General features: G+C 45.5%; 22 protein-coding genes. 18 read left to right on the forward strand and 4 right to left on the reverse strand.

Going from position 1 to position 22,378, the window contains the following annotated elements:
• Window positions 1-2 precede the first annotated feature (2 nt).
• On the reverse strand, window positions 3-1,193 hold the full coding sequence (locus C4S39_RS01145; RefSeq protein ID WP_103965213.1) for a sensor histidine kinase: 1,191 nt from the start codon (window positions 1,191-1,193) through the stop codon (window positions 3-5).
• Window positions 1,194-1,532: 339 nt separating this feature from the next.
• On the opposite strand from C4S39_RS01145, the gene fliF reads away from it, so the two are divergent.
• The 14 genes from fliF (at window position 1,533) to C4S39_RS01215 (ending at window position 15,068) form a co-directional block, all read left to right on the forward strand.
• Complete coding sequence (fliF, locus tag C4S39_RS01150; protein ID WP_103965214.1) at window positions 1,533-3,248, forward strand: flagellar basal-body MS-ring/collar protein FliF; 1,716 nt, start codon at window positions 1,533-1,535, stop codon at window positions 3,246-3,248.
• Complete coding sequence (fliG, locus tag C4S39_RS01155; RefSeq protein WP_103965215.1) at window positions 3,241-4,236, forward strand: flagellar motor switch protein FliG; 996 nt, start codon at window positions 3,241-3,243, stop codon at window positions 4,234-4,236. Before fliF ends, fliG begins: the two co-directional genes overlap by 8 nt.
• Before the next feature lie 55 nt (window positions 4,237-4,291).
• Window positions 4,292-5,002, forward strand: a complete 711-nt coding sequence (locus C4S39_RS01160) for a flagellar assembly protein FliH (RefSeq protein ID WP_103965216.1) — start codon at window positions 4,292-4,294, stop codon at window positions 5,000-5,002.
• Window position 5,003: 1 nt separating this feature from the next.
• Window positions 5,004-6,404 carry a flagellar protein export ATPase FliI gene (gene fliI / locus C4S39_RS01165; protein WP_103965217.1) on the forward strand — a complete coding sequence of 467 codons (1,401 nt, stop codon included), beginning with the start codon at window positions 5,004-5,006 and terminating at the stop codon, window positions 6,402-6,404.
• 29 nt (window positions 6,405-6,433) lie between these two features.
• A complete protein-coding gene (gene fliJ / locus C4S39_RS01170) occupies window positions 6,434-6,892 on the forward strand; it encodes a flagellar export protein FliJ (protein WP_103965218.1) in 459 nt (152 codons plus the stop codon).
• Between the two features lie 80 nt (window positions 6,893-6,972).
• Window positions 6,973-8,154 (forward strand): flagellar hook-length control protein FliK, encoded by a 1,182-nt coding sequence (locus C4S39_RS01175; protein WP_103965219.1) that lies wholly within the window; start codon window positions 6,973-6,975, stop codon window positions 8,152-8,154.
• 334 nt (window positions 8,155-8,488) lie between these two features.
• Window positions 8,489-8,983: a flagellar basal body-associated protein FliL gene (fliL, locus tag C4S39_RS01180; RefSeq protein WP_103965220.1), complete on the forward strand. Its 495-nt coding sequence runs from the start codon at window positions 8,489-8,491 to the stop codon at window positions 8,981-8,983.
• A gap of 7 nt (window positions 8,984-8,990) precedes the next feature.
• The gene (gene fliM, locus C4S39_RS01185) at window positions 8,991-9,968 is read left to right on the forward strand and encodes a flagellar motor switch protein FliM (protein WP_103965221.1); all 978 of its coding nucleotides are present in this window, start codon (window positions 8,991-8,993) and stop codon (window positions 9,966-9,968) included.
• 16 nt (window positions 9,969-9,984) lie between these two features.
• Window positions 9,985-10,527 carry a flagellar motor switch protein FliN gene (fliN, locus tag C4S39_RS01190; protein ID WP_103965222.1) on the forward strand — a complete coding sequence of 181 codons (543 nt, stop codon included), beginning with the start codon at window positions 9,985-9,987 and terminating at the stop codon, window positions 10,525-10,527.
• A gap of 40 nt (window positions 10,528-10,567) precedes the next feature.
• The gene (gene fliO / locus C4S39_RS01195) at window positions 10,568-10,975 is read left to right on the forward strand and encodes a flagellar biosynthetic protein FliO (RefSeq protein ID WP_258039224.1); all 408 of its coding nucleotides are present in this window, start codon (window positions 10,568-10,570) and stop codon (window positions 10,973-10,975) included.
• 97 nt (window positions 10,976-11,072) lie between these two features.
• Window positions 11,073-11,819 carry a flagellar type III secretion system pore protein FliP gene (gene fliP, locus C4S39_RS01200; RefSeq protein ID WP_103965286.1) on the forward strand — a complete coding sequence of 249 codons (747 nt, stop codon included), beginning with the start codon at window positions 11,073-11,075 and terminating at the stop codon, window positions 11,817-11,819.
• Between the two features lie 13 nt (window positions 11,820-11,832).
• Window positions 11,833-12,105 carry a flagellar biosynthesis protein FliQ gene (gene fliQ / locus C4S39_RS01205; RefSeq protein WP_103965224.1) on the forward strand — a complete coding sequence of 91 codons (273 nt, stop codon included), beginning with the start codon at window positions 11,833-11,835 and terminating at the stop codon, window positions 12,103-12,105.
• Window positions 12,106-12,163: 58 nt separating this feature from the next.
• Window positions 12,164-12,961 carry a flagellar biosynthetic protein FliR gene (fliR, locus tag C4S39_RS01210; RefSeq protein ID WP_103965225.1) on the forward strand — a complete coding sequence of 266 codons (798 nt, stop codon included), beginning with the start codon at window positions 12,164-12,166 and terminating at the stop codon, window positions 12,959-12,961.
• A gap of 190 nt (window positions 12,962-13,151) precedes the next feature.
• The gene (locus C4S39_RS01215) at window positions 13,152-15,068 is read left to right on the forward strand and encodes a hypothetical protein (RefSeq protein ID WP_103965226.1); all 1,917 of its coding nucleotides are present in this window, start codon (window positions 13,152-13,154) and stop codon (window positions 15,066-15,068) included.
• A 130-nt stretch (window positions 15,069-15,198) separates the two neighbouring features.
• Here the strand turns inward: C4S39_RS01215 and C4S39_RS01220 are convergent, their stop codons facing one another.
• Complete coding sequence (locus C4S39_RS01220) at window positions 15,199-16,704, reverse strand: alginate export family protein (RefSeq protein WP_103965227.1); 1,506 nt, start codon at window positions 16,702-16,704, stop codon at window positions 15,199-15,201.
• Window positions 16,705-17,297: 593 nt separating this feature from the next.
• Here C4S39_RS01220 and yaaA point away from each other — a divergent pair.
• The 4 genes from yaaA (at window position 17,298) to C4S39_RS01240 (ending at window position 20,829) form a co-directional block, all read left to right on the forward strand.
• Window positions 17,298-18,080: a peroxide stress protein YaaA gene (yaaA, locus tag C4S39_RS01225; protein ID WP_103965228.1), complete on the forward strand. Its 783-nt coding sequence runs from the start codon at window positions 17,298-17,300 to the stop codon at window positions 18,078-18,080.
• A gap of 42 nt (window positions 18,081-18,122) precedes the next feature.
• The gene (locus tag C4S39_RS01230; RefSeq protein ID WP_103965229.1) at window positions 18,123-18,485 is read left to right on the forward strand and encodes a nuclear transport factor 2 family protein; all 363 of its coding nucleotides are present in this window, start codon (window positions 18,123-18,125) and stop codon (window positions 18,483-18,485) included.
• 230 nt (window positions 18,486-18,715) lie between these two features.
• Window positions 18,716-19,099, forward strand: coding sequence for a hypothetical protein (locus tag C4S39_RS01235; protein ID WP_181023718.1), 384 nt, complete (start codon window positions 18,716-18,718; stop codon window positions 19,097-19,099).
• A gap of 347 nt (window positions 19,100-19,446) precedes the next feature.
• Complete coding sequence (locus C4S39_RS01240) at window positions 19,447-20,829, forward strand: SLC13 family permease (RefSeq protein ID WP_103965231.1); 1,383 nt, start codon at window positions 19,447-19,449, stop codon at window positions 20,827-20,829.
• A 42-nt stretch (window positions 20,830-20,871) separates the two neighbouring features.
• On the opposite strand, the gene C4S39_RS01245 is transcribed toward C4S39_RS01240, so the two are convergent.
• Window positions 20,872-21,420 (reverse strand): phosphatidylglycerophosphatase A family protein, encoded by a 549-nt coding sequence (locus tag C4S39_RS01245; protein ID WP_103965232.1) that lies wholly within the window; start codon window positions 21,418-21,420, stop codon window positions 20,872-20,874.
• Window positions 21,401-22,372: a thiamine-phosphate kinase gene (gene thiL / locus C4S39_RS01250; protein ID WP_103965233.1), complete on the reverse strand. Its 972-nt coding sequence runs from the start codon at window positions 22,370-22,372 to the stop codon at window positions 21,401-21,403. The genes C4S39_RS01245 and thiL overlap by 20 nt, the downstream gene beginning before the upstream one ends.
• Window positions 22,373-22,378 lie beyond the last annotated feature (6 nt).

Consider the following 22,378-nt stretch of genomic DNA (forward strand, 5'->3'; position numbering starts at 1 on the left):
TTTCAATCTCCATTGCATCTGGGCAGATGTATTACAAACTCGGTACCCGTCCCGGTTGAGGAGTTGATCTGTATACTGCCGCCCATAGACTGTATAACGCTTCTAGCAATGGCCAAACCCAAGCCGGTGCCTTCGGAGCGAGTGGTAAAGAAAGGCTCGAACAGCCTTTCCTGCAGCATCGAATCAATACCTGGCCCGTTATCCAGGACGCTGAAAACGATATTTGATTTTTCCAAGCGGATTGTGAAACAAATCCGGCCACCCGCAGGCGATGCCTGAACTGCATTTTCCAGAAGATTAATCAGTGCGCCGCACAAGGCTTGGCGATCAGTTACCAGAAATTCGTCCGCACTATAATCATTCACCGTAAATTGCAAATCATGTTGCTTCATTTGTGGCTCGATAACTTGTTGCAACTCTGCTATTAAGCTACTAATGACAATAGTCTCAAGTTGGTTTGTCTCACCTTTTACAAAACGCAGCATATCTTTGGTTAAATGCTCCAGATGATGCAAGCGTTCAATCGTTTTTGCAGCAAGCTTGTTACGCTCGCTCGGAGCCAGGGCATCACCTCCCAAGTGATTGGCATAGATTAATGCGGTTGAGAGTGGAGTACGCAGTTGATGCGCAAGATTCGCCGCCATTTCTCCCATGGCGGTTAGCCGTTGATTTCGTCTGATTTGCTCCTGTACCGCATAGGCTTCGGTAATATCGTTGATTAACAGAATTCTTCTTCCGGCTGAATCGGCCGCGCTGCTCTCGATACGGATACGCCGCTGCTCGGATGTTTTTTGCAACTTAACGTACCATTCATTAACAAGTCCCGTCGATGTTAACCGCTTCTGCAGCACCTGTTGCCATGTCATACCCAGCAAGGGGACGCCAAGCATATGGGTTGCTGCAGGATTGACTTGCTCGATGCGTTCTTGTGCACTAAGAGAGACTACTCCGCCCGGCAAGGCATTTAACAGCAGGCTTAATTGCTGAGACAAATTTTCTTTCGCAATGAGTTGTTTATGCAACTCACCATTAGCCAGCGCCAACTCCTGAGTCAATTCCGCGACTTGATGCTGCAATTCCTGATAAGCGCCGGACAATTGCTCTGATGCCTCATTAAATGCGGCAAATGCAAGCTGCAGCTGCTCCGGATCCAATGGTACCGATTGCGTCTCAGTAGATTCTCTTGTTTGCACTGGTTTGAATTAGCCATTAGTAGAAATTGCCGGTAGCTTAACATTGTTACCAGCTCTGATAATGATACGAATAGGGCAGGCAAACCTATTCTTTTTAAGCGATCAGATTTTGCGAATTTATCGATAATCATCACACTAATAAAAATCTATTCAGAACTTGCGCAATCTGGATATAAATAAAATAAATATTTTTACGGAATCATGAATGCCGAACATATTGCTTGTTAAATAAGCACCCAATGACAGCAGTTTCTTGCAAACATAAGATAAGTAATTTTCTTGAAAAAAATATCACTTTTACTGATAAGTGAACTGGAAATATAAGTAGGAGAATAGTACGTGGCAACAGTACCTAGTGAATCCAATGCAGCAAGCCCCGCGCCAACCAATAGACTGGAACACCTCAGTTCCCTGTCTAATCAAAAGAAACTTGGATTGATTACTTCTGCAGCCGCGGTTATTGCCTTATTAGTGGGTGCTTTGATGTGGAGCCAGGCCCCAGAGTACCGCGCCCTTTATAATAATCTATCGGATCATGATGGTGCGGCCATTATCAGCGCATTGCAGCAAATGAACGTACCTTATCAGTTTTCCGCAGGCGGCGGCACGATTCTGATTCCTGAAAAACAGGTTCATGAAGTCCGTCTGAAACTGGCGGGCCAAGGGTTACCTAAAGGAGGACTGGTTGGATTTGAATTAATGGAAAACCAGAAATTTGGCTCCAGTCAATTTCTTGAGCAAGTCAATTATCAGCGTGCACTGGAAGGCGAATTGGCACGTTCGGTTCAATCACTGTCGGCAGTGCAAAGTGCGCGCGTACATTTAGCCATAGCTAAACCCTCCGTCTTTTCGAGAGAAAAACAACAACCGAGCGTCTCTGTATTGCTTAATTTATATCCTGGCCGTGTACTGAGTATTGAACAGGTCAGTGCGATCGTACATTTGATGGCCAGCAGTGTACCGGGTCTGCCGGTAAAAAATGTAACTGTCATAGATCAAAATGGAAATTTGCTAAGCTCCCAAAACGACAAAAAAGAAGATTCCCGGTTTGATGCCAAACAATTAGCGTATATACAGGAGCTTGAAGAAAATTATATCCGGCGTATTGAAACCATATTAACCCCCATCACCGGAGCCACTAATGTTCGCGCGCAGGTGACGGCTGATGTCGATTTTTCCCGTATCAAACGCGCGGAAGAAACATACCGCCCTAATAACACAGAGGCGGACCGTGCCTCGATTCGCAGTCAGCAAACCCATGAATCTATATCCATAGGTTCAAAATTCGATGGAGGAATCCCTGGAGCATTGACAAACCGGCCACCAGAGCCTGCGATCGCACCCATCGAAGCAGGTGGAAAAAAACCTGCCGGAGATAAAGCTGAGGGTGATGAAGAGGAGACTGACAGCGCTCCCCCGCTACCCACCGACAAAAAGAAAGAATCAACAATTAACTATGAAGTTGATAAAACTGTTCAGCACATCCAACAATCAACCGGAAATATCAAACGGCTATCTGCCGCAGTGGTCGTCAATTACCGCAAGAAAGTAGATGAAAACGGGGAAATCACTTATGAACCATTAAGCGCCGAAGAAATTAAAGAAATTAATAATCTCGTGCGGGAAGCCATGGGCTATAACGAGAAACGGGGGGATTCGCTAACTGTTACGAACGGTTTATTCACGGGAGAAACTGCAACAGCCCTGGAAGTTCCGTTCTGGAAAGATCCAGATGTCATCATGCTGGCAAAGGATTTTGCGAAACAGCTGTTAATCATAGGCGTTGTCTTATTTTTCCTGCTAAAAATTCTGCGGCCATTTCTCAAAAGTCTGGCGCCGCCACCACCGGTCCCGGCCTTGACTGATAATACAACACAAGTTGCCGTTGATGGAGCTGCGCTGGAACAATTTCCGGGGCAAACGGATGGAACTGCGATGCAGGCTATTCAAAAATCGATGTTTGATGAGAATCTCAAGCGTGCTAAACAATTGGCCATAGATGAGCCAGCCATAGTCGCTAACGTTGTTAAGGATTGGATAGTTAAAAATGGATGACGAAGGACTCAAGAAAAGTGCCATTCTGCTGATGACCTTGGGTGAACAGGAAGCAGCATCGGTCATTAAATTATTAGGCCCGAAAGAAGTGCAAAGACTGGGTGAAACCATGTCCACACTGCAGAATATTACGCGGTCAGAAATTGAAAACATCGTATCCGAGTTTTGTGATGAGGCTGAAGGCAGGACTACCTTAGGACAAAATTCATCAGATTATATTCGTAAAGTTTTAACCAGCGCACTGGGTGACGAAAAAGCGGCCAATCTGATAGATAGAATCCTGCAAGGCGGGGATACCAGCGGTATTGAAGGACTGAAATGGATGGATGCAGTATCGGCGGCTGAGATGATTAAGAACGAGCATCCGCAAATTATTGCGACTATCCTCGTTCATCTGGAGCGCGATCACGCTTGTGAGATTTTAAGCCTGTTTACCGAACGCTTGCGCAACGATACGTTACTGCGCATTGCTACGCTCGATAGCATTCAGCCCGATGCGTTACGTGAACTCAACGATGTATTAACAAAATTGCTATCGGGTAGCGCCAATGTCCGCAAAGCAGCTATGGGCGGAGTCCGCGCGGCTGCCGAAATTCTCAATTTTTCCCCATCGGCTCAAGAAGCCAGCGTTATTGAAAACATTAAGCAGTACGATGAAGAATTAGCGCAAAAAATCATGGATGAAATGTTTGTATTTGATAACCTGATTGACATTGACGATCATGGCATTCAACTACTGCTCAGAGAAGTTCAATCGGAATCTTTAATAGTCGCCTTGAAAGGAGCGCAGGAGGAATTGCGCAAGAAAATTTTCAAGAATATGTCGCAACGTGCCGCGGAAGCTCTTCGTGAAGACCTTGAAAGTAAAGGTCCAGTGCGTATTTCTGAAGTTGAAGCGGAACAAAAAGAAATTCTTAAGATTGTGCGTCAATTGGCGGACGATGGGCAAATTGTTCTGGGTGGAAAGGGTGATGACGGTTTTATCTAACGAAACGCTGAATAAATGGCTTCTTACTATTTAGTTCAAAACTCAAGGCTTACCGATGATAACCAATAATTTTGTTCCAAAAGAGGAACTCAACGCTTATCAACGCTGGGAAATGGATTCTTTGGAAGAATCTGATTTATTGATAAAACCACCGGAAACTGAAAATCATTCCCTAGAAGAAGATAACGCTGAACAGGAAGCGGTCGCACTACCCAATGAAGAAGAAATTTCTGCCGTCTATCAGCATGCCCAGGAAACAGGCTATGCAGCGGGACTTCAACAAGGCCACGCAGCCGGATATGCAGAAGGTAAAAAAGCAGCGGAAATAGAAGTAAAGGTCGAAGTAGCGCACATTCATTCACTACTCACGCAGTTGTCTCAAGATCTTCATAAGATGGATCAACAGGTTGCTGACAGTTTACTGGACTTGTCGATTGCGCTTGCAAAGAAGCTGGTTACGACAGCATTAAAGATAAAACCTGAATTGATCATACCTATCGTGCAAGAAGCTATTCGTAATTTGTCGCATTCGATGCAACATTCACGGCTCTATTTACACCCTGAAGACGCCAAGCTTGTCGCCGCACACCTGCAAGCGCAAGTGGAACAGGATAACTGGTGCATCCGTGAAGATGAACAATTATCCCGGGGTAGTTGCCGCATTGAAGCGGATGGCAGCGAGATCGACGGCAGCATGGAAATGCGTTGGCACAAAACCCTATCGACCATTGGTCACGATAACCAATGGCTTGAGATGAAAGACTAGAATGTCACGGCATGAACAATGGAGCAATTTTTTAAAAAATTGCACGCAAGTCATTAATCCCGCCAGTTCCTTCTTACTCAGCGGAACAGTAACTAAGGTTACAGGATTGGTTATGGAAGCAGTCGGGCTCAGGTTGGCGGTTGGGAGCAGTTGTACCGTTTTCTTATCGAACGGGCAGAGCGTTTCAGCTGAGGTTGTAGGGTTCTCGGGAGAACGTTTATTTTTGATGCCATCAAGTGATGTTTATGGATTATCACCCGGTGCCAGAGTATTTCCTTCCGAAGTTCTCAACGAGCCTCCCCGCATCGGCAGTGTTCAACATCCACGAAGACGCGCTGCAGATCGCGCAAAGCATGTAATCGTTGGGCCAGAGTTGCTGGGCCGTGTATTAAATGGCGTGGGTGAACCACTCGACCGGCTAGGATCGACCCACGCGGAACATAGCGTACCGCTCTACAGCCGTCCTTTTAATCCATTAGAACGCACCCCTGTCAGCGAACCGCTTGATGTTGGAGTAAGGGCCATTAATACGCTGCTTACCGTCGGAAGAGGACAGCGCATGGGTTTGTTTGCGGGAAGCGGGGTGGGAAAAAGCGTATTACTTGGAATGATGGCGCGTTACACCACTGCCGATGTGATTGTCGTCGGTTTAATCGGAGAACGGGGGCGCGAGGTTAAGGAATTTATTGAAAATATTCTCGGCAAGGAAGGGCTCGCGCGCTCAGTGGTTGTTGCCGCACCGGCGGATACATCACCATTATTACGTTTACAAGGCGCTGCCTATGCAACGGCCATTGCCGAATATTTCCGGGATAGCGGCAAGCATGTATTGCTCATTATGGACTCATTGACTCGTTATGCCATGGCACAGAGAGAAATATCGTTGGCTATCGGCGAGCCTCCCGCCACTAAAGGTTATCCGCCATCGGTATTTGCGAAACTACCCCAATTAGTGGAACGCGCCGGCAACGGCAACCAAGCTGGCGGTTCAATTACAGCCTTTTATACTGTGCTGGCGGAAGGAGACGACCAGAATGATCCGATTGTAGATAGCGCCCGCGCCATTCTTGATGGGCATATCGTTTTATCACGAAGATTGGCGGAAGCGGGACATTATCCAGCAATCGATATTGAGGCCTCGATTAGTCGCGTGATGACCAGTGTGGTGCCACAGAAACAAATTGATATGGCGCGGCAATTTAAAAGCCTGTATGCACGCTATCAGCGTAGTCATGATTTGATCAGTGTTGGCGCGTATGTCGCTGGCACAGACCCGGAGCTTGATCGAGCCATCAGGCTTTACCCGGCATTTGAAAGATTTTTACACCAGACCATGTCGCAATACGAGAATTTTGCCGATAGCCTTGTGAAACTCACAAAATTATTTGAAATTGAAGGATAGAAAATACGGCACTCAAGGAAAGCATTCTTATGTCAACAAAGTCATCGCTAAAAATTCTTCTGGATTTGGCGCAACAGAAAACCGATGCGTCAGCAAGAAAACTGGGGAAGCTGAATACCCAACAGCAAGAGGCAGAAAAAAAATTAAATCTGCTTCTGCAGTATCGCCATAGTTATCAATCCTATATGCAGGATTCAACAAGAACCGGACTCGATCATATTGAGTGGCTCAATTTTATTGCTTTCATAAACAAGCTTGAGGCCGCTATAACAGAGCAGCGCCAGGCCGTATTATTTGCCCAGAATAAAAAGATTGCCGGAGGTGATGAGTTTCTATCCAGCCAACAAAAATTAAAATCCTACGATACGTTATCGCAACGAAAAAGAAGTGCGGAAGATTTAATACAAGCAAAGAATGAACAGAAAATACAGGATGAATTCACCTCAAACTCCTTTTATCGCAATTCATATCCATCCAAAAATGGTTAACCGCATCCAGTGCTTATCACACTGGTATGAATATTGCTTTTTGATTGGTAGCATTATTAATCGTATGAGACCAGAAACTTATGTTAAACCTATCTGTTGCAACGCAAATCAGCTCTTCAACTGAAAATAATATTGCAGTAACGAGCAATTCGAATCCATCAGGAAAGAATGAATCCGACGGTGAAGAGTTTGGAAAAGTCTTGCAGCGTGAAGTCTCCGAAGCAGCAAACAAGCATGAGAAAAACGATACGCCCACTACCAATGAACGCTCCGACAGTCCAATATCCCTGGAAGAAAGTAATAATAACGATACCATCTTAACCGTACCTGAACCGGTAACTGCGGGTGATACGGTTAGCTTTATTCATACTCTGCTGAATAATTCGACACATCCAGCCAACCTTAATCACTCACAACTTCCAGTGGATTCAATGTTCGATCACCCTGCAAAGACTGCATCATCGAATATGCCACAAGTATCAGCCATGATATTTTCGAATTCATTGATTCCACAGGACGGTAAGCAGACTCTGAGTATTATGGTTCCAACCGCGAATCCAATGCTTCAGCAAAAACTGACACAACATAACTTAATGGCGAATGATTATTTCTCGCTGTCCAATAATATCTGGCAGTCATTGAGTGCGGAAAATTCTGCCGTTGACGGCAATTTATTGCCATTTCCTTCAGAAATGAGCTTAATCACGCCGAGTACTGTGGAAGAATCGATATTTTCTGCGCATAACGAGCCACTCACATCACAATCATTTGCATCACAATCACTTAGCCTAAGCAGTACTGGTACGGTAAACACTGCACCGCAGGATATTCATGTTGACCTTCCAATAAATCAGCCAAAGTGGGGAGGTGAATTCGCCCAGAAAGTAGTTTGGTTGACTTCTCAGCAAAATCAAGTGGCTGAGATTCATCTGAATCCAGCGCATTTGGGCCCTGTCGAAGTGATGTTGACCATCACGCAGGATCAGGCAACCGCCCAATTTGTATCCCCGCACTTAGCGGTACGCGAAGCTATCCAGGAAGCCTTACCAAGGCTAAGAGAGATGATGGCCGATAACGGCATCCAACTGGGCAATGTCATGGTCGGTGCTGATTCATTCCAGCAAGAAAACAAACAACAGCAGAGTTATCAATCAGCAAAAAATACAACTAACATACTTGACCAGGAAGCGGAAACCGGAAAACATGTTGAGACAGTCACCATACCTGGGAGGCATCTGGGCATGGTCAATACTTATGCGTAATATTTCATTAGACCCGCGCCATTCGGTTTCCAGATATTTACCCCTCATGCATTAAGTATCGGATTGCCGGAAAATAGCCAAGACAGCGCTTATCCGACAATCCTGCTCTATCCATCACGCAAACAAAATCGAATTGAATTGTGTGGTAAAAAATTTTGTTTTCATATCCCTGCGACTACGATTTCCTTCCAGAAACCGGAATCTTTAAATACTTGAGACTCTCCAACGAGTTTGGGTATCTGAAAATAGCGACACTATTTCACTGTTATTTGGCATATCGATTTATTGTTACGTCGAAGATAATAAATTTCGTCAAATAGCGGAGTTGAACCAAATGTCAAAATCTAGTGCAACACCCCCTGCCGCAGAGGGAAAAAATAACAAAAAGGGGCTGATAATTATTATTCTGATTGCGATCATCGCAATCTGTGCCGGTGCCGGGGGGACCTGGTACTTCATGCAGATGTCGGGAGACGGCGAAGGCGAAACTGAGAAACCAAGGCCAAAAGCAAAACCGACAACCTTCATAGATCTCGATATTTTTACCGTCAATCTTCAACCGGAAGAAAACAATCAATACTTGCAAGTGGGATTAACTATCAAAGCCAGAGAAACCGAAGTCGTGCAAGAAATAACCAAACAAATGCCACTGATTCGAAATCGTATTCTTATGTTACTTTCCAGTAAGAAGGCGGCTGATATTTCGAGCATTGCCGGCAAACAACAATTAAGCCAACAGGTTTCTGATGAAATCAGACAATCCATTGATTCCGAAGATCTGCAAGAAGACGTGCGAGAAGTATTATTCACCTCGTTTGTGATTCAGTAAATCGAACATGGCCGAAGATTTTCTCTCACAAGATGAAGTTGACGCGCTTCTGAAAAGTACCACGGGTGAAACCGATGAGGTAACCGAAGAGGCAGAGAAAGGGGGTATCCGCAATTATAATCTTGCGACACAAGAGCGCATTGTCCGGGGACGGATGCCCACTTATGAGATTATCAATGAACGGTTTGCAAGATTACTGCGTATCGGCTTATTCAATTTTATGCGCCGCACTGTGGATATCGCGGTTGGTCCGGTTAAAGTAATCAAGTTCAGCGAATTTGTACGTAACCTGGTTGTGCCCACTAATCTCAATATGGTTCATATGAAACCATTACGCGGCACAGCGCTGTTTGTTTTCGATCCCGAACTTATTTTTCTGATTGTGGATAACCTGTTTGGTGGCGACGGCAGATATCACACGCGCGTTGAAGGAAGAGATTTTACTCAGACAGAGCAGCGAATTATCCAGCGCTTATTAGGTGTGGTTTTTGACGAGTATGAAAAGTCGTGGAAATCCGTTTACCCGATTCAGTTCGAATACATCCGATCCGAGATGAATCCCCAGTTTGCTACGATCGCTACACCAAACGAAGTGGTGGTTTGCGTGACATTTGATATTGATATGGGAAATAAAGGCGGGGGATTGCATGTCTGTATTCCCTACTCCATGGTCGAACCGATTCGAGATACTTTATATAGCGCATTGCAAGGGGATCATTTGGAAGTCGACAAACGCTGGATTAAGTTATTGTCGCAGCAGGTTCAAGGCGCTGAGGTGGAATTGGTTGCCAACCTCGGGGAGGCAAAAGTTACATTTGAACAAATTCTGAGCATGCAATCCGGGGATATTATTCCACTGGAAATCCCAAAATCCATTTCGGTATGCGTTGATGGGGTGCCCGTAATGGATTGTCGCTACGGCACTATGAACGGGCGCTATGCACTTAGGGTGAATTCAATGATTTCCAGATCGGAATTCGAATAATTTATTGGAGAGCAAGATGTCAGAGTCAACAGGAAATGAGCCAACAGAAACCGACGATTGGGCAGCTGCCATGGCTGAACAAGCGACAGCCTCACAAAGCAATGTCAGCAACGGCGATGGGGATACTACCGATGATTGGGCGGCAGCCATGGCTGAACAGGCAACTGCAGAGCAAAGTAGCGCAAATTCCCTGGCATCGGCTGACAAAGAACGGAATACATCGGTATCGGGTTCACAAAATGCCAGTCCATCAGTATTTCAGGAATTCTCAAAGGATGGCGAATCGCATGGAACCCGTCATGACATAGATTTGATTCTGGATATTCCAGTACAGATGACGGTGGAACTCGGTCGCACCAAGATTGCCATCAAGAATCTATTACAGCTTGCACAAGGCTCTGTAGTAGAACTTGACGGTATGGCGGGTGAACCTATGGATGTGCTGGTTAATGGTTGCCTGATTGCACAAGGCGAGGTTGTCGTAGTGAATGATAAATTCGGCATCCGCTTGACCGATATCATTACGCCAAGTGAACGGATTCGCAAACTTAACCGCTAGGACTCATAAAATGCTAAGCCGTTATTTATTGCTTTCTATCATGACCGTTCCGCTTCAGGCAGTGGCCGAAACTGGAAAACCAGGTTACCTCCCTCCTCCCGCCGTGATCTCAACCGAGAGTACGTTACAAATGATGGGAGGATTACTGCTGGTATTGGCGCTTATAGGAGGAATCACTTGGCTGCTTAGGCGATTTTCACTAATACCGGCAACTTCTGCGGGCATTGTTAAAGTTATTGCAGCTACCGGAGTGGGACAACGAGAGCGAGTGGTCGTAGTTGAAATTGATAGCACCTGGCTGGTTCTTGGCGTGGCGCCCGGCCGCGTGAGTAAATTACACGCAATGACCAAGCCTGCGGCAGAAACATCCGACCCGATATCGCAAGGATCATCTGCTGTAGCTTTTGCCGAGCAACTTAACCAGAGTATAAAAAAAGAAAATGCATAACAAGCTTCCTGCACCGATTATTCATTTACCTTCAGATCTCACTGGGATTATCCATGGATTGTGGTCAGATCGCTTACGGTATCTGAACAAGGCAAGAATGTCCCGATTGTTGCGGATAGTATTTTTCCTCACTGGTTTCATTGCCCTGCCAGCATTTGCCCAGCAATCCGGTTTTCCAGCATTTACCAGCACCGCTAACGCCGATGGAAGCGCAACCTATACATTGAGCTTACAAACGTTATTGTTGCTCACGTCACTGACGTTCTTGCCTGCCCTGGTATTAATGATGTCAAGCTTTACCCGCATTATCATTGTATTGTCATTGCTGAGAATGGCACTGGGCACGCAATCTTCCCCACCTAACCAAGTGTTGCTTGGATTAGCATTGTTTCTAACTTTCTTCATCATGTCGCCGGTTATCGATCGTGTTTATGCGGAAGCTTACCTGCCTTTTTCTGAAGATAAGATAAGCATCATGGAAGCGGCTGAAAAAGCGAGCGTGCCATTGAAATCATTTATGTTGCATCAAACCCGGGAAACGGATTTGGCACTTTTTGTTCAAATCTCCGAAAGCGAAGAGCTTGAAAGCCGGGATGAAGTGCCGCTGAAAATACTGGTACCGGCTTATATCACCAGCGAATTGAAAACGGCGTTCCAGATTGGTTTTGTTATCTTCATCCCTTTTCTGATTATCGATCTGGTTGTTTCCAGCGTATTGATGGCCATGGGTATGATGATGCTGTCGCCAATGATTATTTCACTACCCTTTAAATTAATGCTTTTTGTTTTGGTCGATGGCTGGCATTTAATTATTGGTTCATTGACCCAAAGCTTTTATACTTAAAAGGAAACTTATCATGACTCCAGAAGGAGCGATGGCCATCGGTCGGCAGGCGCTTGAAATTACATTCATGATCTCTGCGCCGCTGCTGCTTGCGGCTTTAGCAACGGGTTTGCTCGTCAGCATTTTTCAAGCGGCAACTCAGATCAACGAAATGACCTTATCATTCATACCAAAATTATTAGTCATGTTCCTGGTTATGGTATTCGCCGGACCCTGGATGATCACTATCATGACAGATTATATGCACCGTTTGTTCACAAGTATTCCGTGGTTGGCAGTTGGTTAGGTTAGGGCTTGATGATCAATTTAATTTTCTTTAGCCAAAAGAGCAATGGGCTAATAGCATGATCAACATAACTACCGCTGAATTCAATACATTACTGGCAGCATTTCTTTGGCCACTAAGCAGAATTCTGGCGCTGATCGCAAGCGCCCCTATTTTAGGAAACCCCAGCACTCCGGTCAGAGTAAAGCTGGGGCTGGCAATCATGATTACGATTCTGGTTCTGCCACTCGTCGAAAAATCCTTGCCGCAAATTGACCCCGCCTCCGGGATCGGTTTGGTAATCCTGTTGCAGCAAGTATTGATTGGCGTAGCCATCGGATTTGTCATGCGCATTGTTTTTGTCGCTGTTGAAATGGCGGGTGAGCTAATTGGCCTGCAAATGGGACTGGGTTTCGCAATATTCTTTGATCCCCAGAATTCCGGACAGATAGACATTATCGGACGTTTTCTGGGAGTAATCGCCAGTCTGGCATTTCTTGCCATGGATGGTCATCTGTTGATGATTGCCTTAATTTCACAAAGCTTCAGCACCTTACCGATAGGCTCAGCGGCACTGACAGAGGTTACATTTACCACGCTCGCAAACTGGGGGGGAGAAATTTTCAAATCCGGGTTGCAATTGTCACTTCCTGTCCTGACAGCATTACTGATCACCAATCTTGCTCTCGGCATCCTGACCCGGGTCGCACCGCAACTCAATATCTTCGCAGTCGGTTTTCCATTAACCCTAGCCGTTGGCTTCCTTGTTTTAGGGCTCAGCATACCTTTTTATACCCCCATTCTGGAATATCTGGTGCACGATGGTTTGAAGTTGATGATGGGCATTCTTAATATCGATGATATCAATATGCCATAGAAGTTATCAGATATCGCCGAAACAAATCTTGATAGACATTAATTTAAATTTTTCTCGGATAAACAGGTAATATTTCCCTTCTTTTTCAAGGCAAATCTATTATCTAAAAACTGCTAAAGTAGTTATCCATTTTCTGGAAATCGCTTATTAACATGGATAATTCCAATAACTGCTGGTTTGGTTAAAATTTATGACATTCAAGTCACGCTTATTCAATTCACTGCGTAAATTCTCTTCATCGACGGAACCGCATCCAGATGATACGTTGGTTTTATCCACCGAAGATTCAGAGTATTGCAATGTGTCGAGTGAAAATCAGCAGTTTGCATCAGCGGATGAAATTAAACAATTGTTGGATACCGCATTCCGCGATCGACTGAGTGTTGAAGATCAAGCGATCAAAGAGGCGCATAGGCGAATTGAAGCAGAGAATATTGCCAGGGTAGCCGCTGAAGCAAGAGTCCGGGCAGAAGCCAATGCCCGAATTGCAGCTGAAACCCGGATCCAGGCTGAAGCAATGGCTACTGACCAGGCTCGCGCTAGAGCAAAGGTTGAAACACTGGCATTTAGAGAAGCCAATGCTCGCCGGGAGCTTGAAATAAAAACCAAACTACTTGCGGATGAGAAAGTAAAGGCTGAAAAAGCCTTGAATGCCTTATTGGAAGCTAAAATCAAAGCAGAAGCTTCGATTGTTCAGAAAATGCAGGAACGTGTTGAACAAGAAGCAACGATGCTGGATAAGGCACACGCAGCCGCACAAAAAGAAAAAGAAGCCACAGAAGCAGCTAAATATCGGACTCAAATGGCAAATGACGCGCATCTTGCCGCACTGACTGCAATCGAAGCGGAGACCAGAGCTGCTGCACTGGCAACAGCCAGAATCCAGGAAAAGCAAAAAATCATCGCATTGGCGGGAGCGCAGGAAGAAACTGAAAAGCAAGCGCTCGAAGAGTTGCAAATGCGCGCACGAATTGAGGCGCAAGTCCTGGCGCAAGCTTCTCGGCGCTTGGAAAAAGAGAAGCAGGCAAGAGAAATGGAAGAAGAAAGGCTGAAAGCCGAAACGATTGCCACAAATGCAGCACTGGAAAGAGCTGAGGTTGAGGCTGTCGCTGCAGAGCAGGCTCGAAAAAGAGCTGAGTCAGATATTCGAGCAACAATTGCCGCGCGCGATAAAATTGATGCGGAGAAAATTGCGGCAGAAATGGCAGAGTCCATTCTTGCACAAGAAAATGCAGCGGCTGCAGCTATCCAGACCCGGCTGGCTCTGGAATCCAGGCTGCCTGAAGAAGCCAAGCAGCGGATGCAGATTGAATCAGAGGCATTGATTGCTGCCGAAATGGCTCTAAATGCAGAAAAAGAAGCTGCCGCAATTGCAAAAGAAAAGCAAAAATCCGAAGTTGCTGCAACAAAAGAATATCAAAAACGCGCCAAGGCAGATGAGGAAGCCATCAAAGAAGCCAAAGCACGTGCCGAAGCTGAAAAATCCGCGCGGGATGCCGCGAAAAGAAAAACTGAAGCTGAAGTAAAATTAAAAGCAGCCATAGAAGCAAAGACCCAAATGGACATTTTTATCGCTCAAGAGACTAATAGCAAAGCTGATTTGGAACAACGCTTGCACGAAGATGCAGCAATTCGCGCCAAGACGATAGCGGATGCAAAGCAGGCAGCAGCGGAACGTCTTGAGATTGAACAAAAAATTACAGGCCTGGCAATCACCCGAGCGCAAGCCAAAATTATGGCTGCCAATAAAGCCAGAGGACAACTTGAGGCCGAAAAGAATGCCACCAGAATTGCATTGGAGAAAGCGAGAAAAGAATCCTCAGCTCTGGCCGCCATGCAAGAACGTATAGCCCTGGAATCAGCCGCACTGGAAGCTGCCGCAGCCAGAGAAGCTGTTGAGACAATGGCAAAGGAAGCACTGTTTGCCCGTTCTCAAGCCGATAAAGAGGCAACCGCCGCAGCTACTGTAAGAATACGGGCAGAAATTGCCGCTGCAGAACATTCCCGCAACAACATAACCTCAGAAACAAGAAATCAACTTCCGCATAATTCCAAGTTAACTCCCGCAACCGCAAGCTCTCTTTCCGGCGCATCGAAAGCGCAGTAATCGCAACTGAATCGACAGTTAACCAGATTTATCGAAATATGCCTCTAAGCCATTCTCAGGTCAACCTGAGAATGGCTTAGAGGCATAAACTAAAAAGTCTCCGGAAAATCCGGGGCGATTCATTTGCAGATTATTTAAATGCTCTGATGGATACTTCAGTATAGAAAAAATTGGAGCCCCCATCAGCTTCTCCAAATGCGGCCAGCTGTCTATTTTTCACAAACCCTCCATTCATAAAACGCGAATACCCAATCGTCACATCAACTAGAGGGGCCAGTTTGTAGTTAATACGAGCGTTAATCGATTGCCCGATAAAATCTCCACTCTGACCGGTACTGTCACGATTAAAGACGGTAGGGGTCGAAACATTCATCAGATTGTTAAAACGATCGGTAGTGCTTGCCAGCCAGAACCAGCTATAACCGCCATCTATGGATACATCTTTGTGCGGCGAGAATTCAAACACTAGTTTGGGCGCCTTAACGTTTTCCATAATAAGATAATCATCGGGTGACCAAGGACGAGCAAACCCGAAGAACCGTTCAAAACGATTATCGGTATTGTCATTTGGATTACGATCGCCACTTACAAAGCCATAGAAGGCACTCAATCTTGGCTTCCAATCATGTTTAATGGAATATCCTACTTCCAATAAATAAGACCAGGCCGATTTCTTCCTGCCATTATCCTGACCAAACTGGTAAATGGTACCAAAATCGAAATCAATGCCGGTATTGGGTACGACCCCGTAAACACGTATGGCAGGGGAGTAGATATCCCGCTCAGCTTGCCGCCCATGCCTGTCATCCTGCTTTAGGCCCATGAAATAAGGCTGTATTGTCATTACATCAGACCATTTGCGCCAATGTCCCACAGCACCATAGAACCACTGGTCTTTGCTGCGCCCATCAAATTCGTTGATGTTACGAATGACAGGCTGCATTCCCCATGCATCAAGCTCCCAATCATTCGATTCTTGTCCGAAAGTGACACGAAAGCCTTCGAAATTATTGGTGGTATTACGCCATTGATTGTTGCCCAGCAATCGCCGGTCTACTGCTTCCCAGGACATGCGGCCACCTCGAATTCTGAGCGGACGATTGTTTCCCAAATCATCCTTGCCTAAAGCGTCCTTGAAATACAATTCACCATATGTCTGAATCAGCTCAAAAGGATTCCAGTCACGATTATCTTTTGGAAAATGGCTATTGTAGCCTCGAGAATCCTGAAATTCGACCGCCATACGAAAAGGGTCGAGTATATTTCTGATACCGATATAGGCACGAGTTCGAAGCAGGAATTGATGATCAGTTAAAACTTGATTACGACGAATATCATCATTACGCAACTCATAGCGTGTTCGATGATCAATTCCAACATCTAACCAGTCAAGATTTCTGAATGCTTCATATTCAGTTTTGGCCAAGTTACGCACGTAACGGGGTGGATCCGACTCAGGGTGAGTGGAATAACTGCGGGCACGCTGAAAATAGGTTGTTTTTTTTGTAACTTCTGATTCTGCGGTTGCTGCATGAGCAACTGGTTGAGTTGTCGGCTGATCTGCAGACACCTGAATAGGATTAATAGATATTGCACTTAAAATCGCAGTGTGTAACAAAAGCAAAAGAAACTTCACTTTATTCTCCTAAGTGAACTCTCCGCTGCTACGGTTAAGTCACTGATATCTTATTGTTCTTTAACCTCCTATTTTTAGGTCAGTACTATATCATTGTTTTTGGGCTAATCTGATCTTAATTATCAAATCAAGAATTAATCAAGCTGGAAAAGCGCCCTACACTTGGGTATTTATTAATGGTGCTTAGTATTGTTGACTATTTACTGCTATTCCTTCAGTCGGTACCGGAAATGTTATTTAGCAAAGTAAACATTCATGTTTAATACAAGCTTGGGATACTAAGGCGAGGAACGCTTGATGTATATTGGCCAAACTATTATTATTTATAGGATACTCAATTAGATGAACTACAACTAATACCTAGGATTTCTACGCGTTTCTATTAGATTTACTGAACGAATCAAATTGGAGAGAAATTAAGTTTTACTGGATTAATTTTTCAACATATTGAAATAAAATTAATTATAGTATTCAATGAAGCACTTCGATCCATTGAGCCAAGCGGCTTGTTGCGTGTCGCACGGAATCTCGACTAGCATATTTAGATACAAAATTATCTCTAGTACCATATTTTTATTTCGGAATGGAAATACATGATTATTATTATCTCACCGGCCAAAACACTGGATTTTGAAACCCCGCCCATCACTCGGGAATATACGCAACCTGTTTTTCTCGATGACTCCGCCAAGTTGATCAGTGCGCTCAAGAAACTGGAACCGGAGCAAATCAGTCAGTTAATGTCGATCAGCCCCAAACTGGGTATTTTGAATTCAAACCGTTATTACGCCTGGAATCGCCCATTTACGCTGAAAAACTCAAAACAAGCGATGCTTGCATTCAAAGGGGATGTTTATACCGGCCTGGATGCCGGAACTATGACTACTGCGGAATTGGCTTTTGCTCAGGATCATTTGCGTATTTTGTCCGGCTTATATGGCATGTTGCACCCACTGGACCTGATACAACCCTATCGACTGGAAATGGGTACGCAATTTAAAAATCCCCACGGCAAAAACCTGTACGAGTTCTGGGGAGATAGAATCACTCAAGCACTGAGTCTGGATTTAAAGAAACAGAAGGACAGCATTCTGATCAACCTGGCATCCAACGAGTATTTCCAATCCATCCATGCAAAGAACCTGGAAGCGCGTATCATTACGCCTGTTTTTAAAGACGAAAAAAATGGAATTTATAAAATCATCAGTTTTTTTGCCAAGAAAGCCAGAGGCATGATGAGTCGCTATATCATCCGAAACAAACTTACAAATCCCGAAGCCATTAAAAAATTTGATGTTGCAGGCTATCAATTTGACGCAAGAAGCAGCAATCAGGATGAATGGGTTTTCACTCGCGCAGAATCAAAAGCAGCGTAATTCGCAGCACACGATTTAATAGGCTTCCGGCAGGAAAATGCTATGACCACCAATCTATTCATCGAACGAGCCAAAAAATACGTGACGTTATCCAACGATCATGATCTTGCACGCATAAAATGCTTGTTTGCTGATGATGCCACTTACCACTCCGATTATTTCGGTACATACCACGGCAGCGACGCGATCCATACCATGATGACCAGCTTTTTTGCACGCTTTCCCGATGCATACTGGGAAGTCCCCGAGTATCGCGACAACGGGCAAAATGGTATTGAATTCGCATTTGTCATGACTGGCACGGATGTCTCTACCGGCGAGCCGGTAACACGGCATGGACTGGAACGCATCTACTTCACTTCGACGGGACTAATTCAGCATATCGCGGTCTACAAGCCGGCGTAGTCGCTTGGTAAAAAAACCGCGGGCGTACACATGGCCGCAATCGCGTATTTGGTTCGATACCTCTATCTTCCGGCAAGAATGTAATCTCCCGATTAAGCTGGGAACAGCACATGAGAAAGCTAATTCTTCCAATGGAAACCATTAGATAAAAAACAGGGTTTCCCCAATATACTCACTATATCGAGTCCATTATTATGACAGTCATGAATTCACCACTGGAGGAACTGATCATGAAAGCACAAAAATTATTTGCACTAATCTCTATTTTGGCATTCAGTTTAACTGTTTCATCAGCATTCGCAGTAGAAGGTATTGATGACAACGATCATGCCGCATTGGCGCAATATTATGAAAATGTTGCCAAGGAAACCGAAGCAAAATTACAAAAAAATAAAGCGGCACTCGATGAATACGAAGCACATTCTTACTACTATGGTAGACGAGGCCAGGATTTCAAATCACACACAGTTGCGAATATTCGTGAATACGAAGCAGTGTTGGCAGAAAGCCTGAATAATGCAGACCTGCATAAAAGAATAGCAATGGATCAAGGTAATCCAGCAATCAACAAAGCTCAACTTAATCTTAATCAAAGCACATCAGCAACCAGATAATCTAATCATACCCTAATTGGATCCGATAGGATTCAGTCGAAAAAACAGCCATCAATTTATCGATGGCTGTTTTTTTATTCCGATAACGGTATTCTCCAATCGTAATAACAAAAACCATCATAATCTTCCCTATTCATAGGTAATAGCAATTGGCATCTTATTAATATTCCTGCTTATTCCGGTATAACCGAGCGTCCCGCAACATCACATAAAAGAACGTAGCATCTCACTCGACCGCATCAATCTCATAAAGCATGATTGACGCCCCCCCCCCACTCCGGCATGATGCAAGTCCTTCGATGTCACAGCGTCTTTGGTAGATCTCTCATCACTAAAATTCAAATCTTATGACCATTACTCCCAATCGTGAGTGGGCTTTGATAGCCGGTCCGCTGCTTGCAATCATTATGTTCTTTGCGATGTCTCGGTCTGGTTGGGAGGAATATGCCTGCTGGACCGGAGCTGTGGCTATTTTATGCGTAATTTGGTGGATTTTTGAACCGATCCCGATTCCCGCAACATCGATTATTCCGTTAGCGGTTTTACCACTCCTCGGTGTATTGCCACAGGAAAAAGTAGCTATGGCGTATGGTAACGAGCTGATTCTACTGATGCTCGGTGGTTTTATCTTGTCAGCGGCAATGGAACGTTCCGGCGCACATCGACGGATTGCACTCGGAATGGTCAATCTAGTGGGCGGTACCAGTAGCCGCCGCATTGTGCTGGGATTCATGGTAGCTACTGCCGCGTTAAGCATGTGGATCTCAAACACGGCAACAACATTAATGATGCTGCCGATTGCACTGGCGGTCATTACGCAGAGCCCCGACAAGAAACTGGCCGTACCTCTGCTATTGGCGATTGCCTACGGCAGTAATATCGGCGGTCTGGGCACACCGATCGGTACACCGCCAAACCTGGTTTTCATGCAGCAGTATGAGAATTTTACCGGAACGGCAGTGAGTTTCTCACAGTGGATGAGTTGGGGATTACCCGTCGTGGTGATCTTTATCCCGATTGCCGGACTATGGCTCACGCGCGCATTGGATTATCGCGGCACATTGGTAATTCCTCCAGCAGGAGATTGGCGTCCCGAAGAACGCCGCGTGCTAATCATTTTTGGTTTGACCGCTTTGGCATGGATTACGCGCCTTGAACCCCTTGGCGGCTGGAGCACCTGGTTTGATCTCAAGGGGGCGAATGATGCGATTGTCGCTTTAGTTGCTGTAGTAATTTTGTTTCTGGTACCCAACGGTCATGGTGGCAAGCTGCTCGATTGGCAGACCGCAGAGAAAATTCCTTGGGGCATTCTCATTTTGTTTGCCGCAGGTATTTGCATTGCCCAGGCCTTTGTCGAATCCGGACTATCCCGCGCAATCGGCGATCAACTCGCAATTCTTGCCAGCTTGCATCCACTGATCATCATTGCTGTCATCGCGTTGAGCATGACTTTTCTTACTGAAACCACGAGCAATACCGCGACCACCATATTATTGATGCCGATCCTGGCGTCCGCTGCGCTAGCGGCAGGCATTGAGCCAAGCCTGTTAATGGTGCCTGCTGCGATGAGCGCGAGCTGCGCCTTTATGCTGCCGGTTGCCACCGCACCAAACGCCATCGTCTTTGGCAGCGGTCATATTCCTATTGCTCATATGGTGAGAGAGGGGATAGTACTGAATTTTATCGGCGCTATAGTGATTACAGTGGTGTGTTATTTATTAGTTGCATAGCGAACCCGAAGCCGGAATGAATAATACGAAAAATTATTGGCGTTAGAAATAGCCGTCAGATAACCCCCACGCTTTCCATCCGGCCAGGCACAAGAGGGTAAAGAATGCAGCCAGTAAATCATCGAACATAACGCCAAATCCACCTTTCAGACGATTCTCGTAATAACGGATGGGCTGAGGTTTAGCGATATCGAACAGACGAAACAAGGCAAATGCGGCTAATTGCCACGCCCAGTGATGCGGGGTAAAGTACAGCACCAAAAGAAATGCCACCGTTTCATCCCATACCATGCCGCCGTGATCGGGATCTCCCAGCGCCTTACCGGTAATACCGCAAGCCCAGATGCCTAAGATAAAAAAAACATCAATCAGCAACAAAAGATAAGCAGGACTAAGGTAATGATTAAGTAAAGAAAATAATGGAAAAGCAACTAATGTTCCCACTGTTCCCGGCGCAACAGGGCTTAATCCCGCCCCACCGGAGAACGCAATCATATAAGCGGGGTGGCGGTAAAGAAAATCCACATTCGGCCGGAATGATGAAGGTGAAGCACCGGATGATTTGTGAATATCAGAATCTGAAATGGTCATAGCCTTGAATTTCCAAAGTCATTGTGCCTCCCTGTGCGTCCTTCACAATTAAGCCCTCCCCTGAATAAATCTCGCCGATGCGGGTGAGCGGGATAGCCAGCTCGGAAGAAAGCATTTCAATTTTCCGGCGATTTATTTTCGGCGCTGTAAAGCAGAGTTCATAATCATCACCGCCAGCCAGCAGGCAATTCATTGCTACTGATTGCTGACGATATTTTTTCAATACTGAGGAACAGGGTATATCAGTCATCTTAATCCAGGCTGCTTTTCCTGAGGCAGTCAAAATATGTCCTAAATCGGCCATTAATCCATCAGAAATATCGATGGCACTGTGTGCCAGGCCAATCAAACGTTGGCCAAGCTCTACCCTGGCGGTCGGTGCCCGTAGCGCTGGCAGACATTGCTCAATCTCAGCGGCAGGCAAAGTGAATTGCCCCAATTCATGCTGCAGTGCCAAAGCCGCATCACCTATTTCACCGGAAACCCAGATATCGTCATCCAGCTTGGCGTCACCTCGGCGTAACGCTTTACCTGCCGCAACCTCACCAATAATTTGTACCCCGATATTCAGCGCTCCTGCGGTAGTGTCTCCCCCGATCAACTCAATGTGATACAAATCAGCCAAGGCAAAAAAACCATCACTGAATCCAGATAACCAGGCAATATTCTGTTTCACCAAATCCTCAGGCAATGTCAGAGTCAGCAATACCCAACGTGGCTTGGCGCCCATTGCCGCCATATCGGACAAATTAACTGCGAGGGATTTATATCCAAGATTGTAAGGATCTGTTTCAGGGAAGAAATGCTTACCACACACCAACGTATCCGTTGAAATGGCAAGCTCGATTCCTGCTGTTGATGCAATGAGCGCTGCATCGTCACCGATCCCCAGCACCGCACCTGATGCAGACCGCTTGAAATACCGGTGAATGATATCGAATTCTGAGCACATGCTGGA

Source organism: Nitrosomonas ureae (genome assembly GCF_900108305.1).
Lineage (GTDB): Bacteria > Pseudomonadota > Gammaproteobacteria > Burkholderiales > Nitrosomonadaceae > Nitrosomonas > Nitrosomonas ureae_B.

Excerpts from the sequence above, each read along its gene's own strand:
- thiL (WP_103965233.1), bottom strand. The coding sequence starts at position 22,372 with ATGTGCTCAGAATTCGATATCATTCACCGGTATTTCAAGCGGTCTGCA.
- fliQ (WP_103965224.1), top strand. The coding sequence starts at position 11,833 with ATGACTCCAGAAGGAGCGATGGCCATCGGTCGGCAGGCGCTTGAAATT.
- fliJ (WP_103965218.1), top strand. The coding sequence starts at position 6,434 with ATGTCAACAAAGTCATCGCTAAAAATTCTTCTGGATTTGGCGCAACAG.
- C4S39_RS01215 (WP_103965226.1), top strand. The coding sequence starts at position 13,152 with ATGACATTCAAGTCACGCTTATTCAATTCACTGCGTAAATTCTCTTCA.
- fliR (WP_103965225.1), top strand. The coding sequence starts at position 12,164 with ATGATCAACATAACTACCGCTGAATTCAATACATTACTGGCAGCATTT.
- fliN (WP_103965222.1), top strand. The coding sequence starts at position 9,985 with ATGTCAGAGTCAACAGGAAATGAGCCAACAGAAACCGACGATTGGGCA.
- fliI (WP_103965217.1), top strand. The coding sequence starts at position 5,004 with ATGTCACGGCATGAACAATGGAGCAATTTTTTAAAAAATTGCACGCAA.
- fliL (WP_103965220.1), top strand. The coding sequence starts at position 8,489 with ATGTCAAAATCTAGTGCAACACCCCCTGCCGCAGAGGGAAAAAATAAC.
- C4S39_RS01240 (WP_103965231.1), top strand. The coding sequence starts at position 19,447 with ATGACCATTACTCCCAATCGTGAGTGGGCTTTGATAGCCGGTCCGCTG.
- fliP (WP_103965286.1), top strand. The coding sequence starts at position 11,073 with ATGTCCCGATTGTTGCGGATAGTATTTTTCCTCACTGGTTTCATTGCC.
- fliM (WP_103965221.1), top strand. The coding sequence starts at position 8,991 with ATGGCCGAAGATTTTCTCTCACAAGATGAAGTTGACGCGCTTCTGAAA.
- fliO (WP_258039224.1), top strand. The coding sequence starts at position 10,568 with ATGACCGTTCCGCTTCAGGCAGTGGCCGAAACTGGAAAACCAGGTTAC.
- C4S39_RS01230 (WP_103965229.1), top strand. The coding sequence starts at position 18,123 with ATGACCACCAATCTATTCATCGAACGAGCCAAAAAATACGTGACGTTA.
- C4S39_RS01175 (WP_103965219.1), top strand. The coding sequence starts at position 6,973 with ATGTTAAACCTATCTGTTGCAACGCAAATCAGCTCTTCAACTGAAAAT.
- C4S39_RS01235 (WP_181023718.1), top strand. The coding sequence starts at position 18,716 with ATGAAAGCACAAAAATTATTTGCACTAATCTCTATTTTGGCATTCAGT.
- C4S39_RS01245 (WP_103965232.1), bottom strand. The coding sequence starts at position 21,420 with ATGACCATTTCAGATTCTGATATTCACAAATCATCCGGTGCTTCACCT.
- fliG (WP_103965215.1), top strand. The coding sequence starts at position 3,241 with ATGGATGACGAAGGACTCAAGAAAAGTGCCATTCTGCTGATGACCTTG.
- C4S39_RS01160 (WP_103965216.1), top strand. The coding sequence starts at position 4,292 with ATGATAACCAATAATTTTGTTCCAAAAGAGGAACTCAACGCTTATCAA.
- yaaA (WP_103965228.1), top strand. The coding sequence starts at position 17,298 with ATGATTATTATTATCTCACCGGCCAAAACACTGGATTTTGAAACCCCG.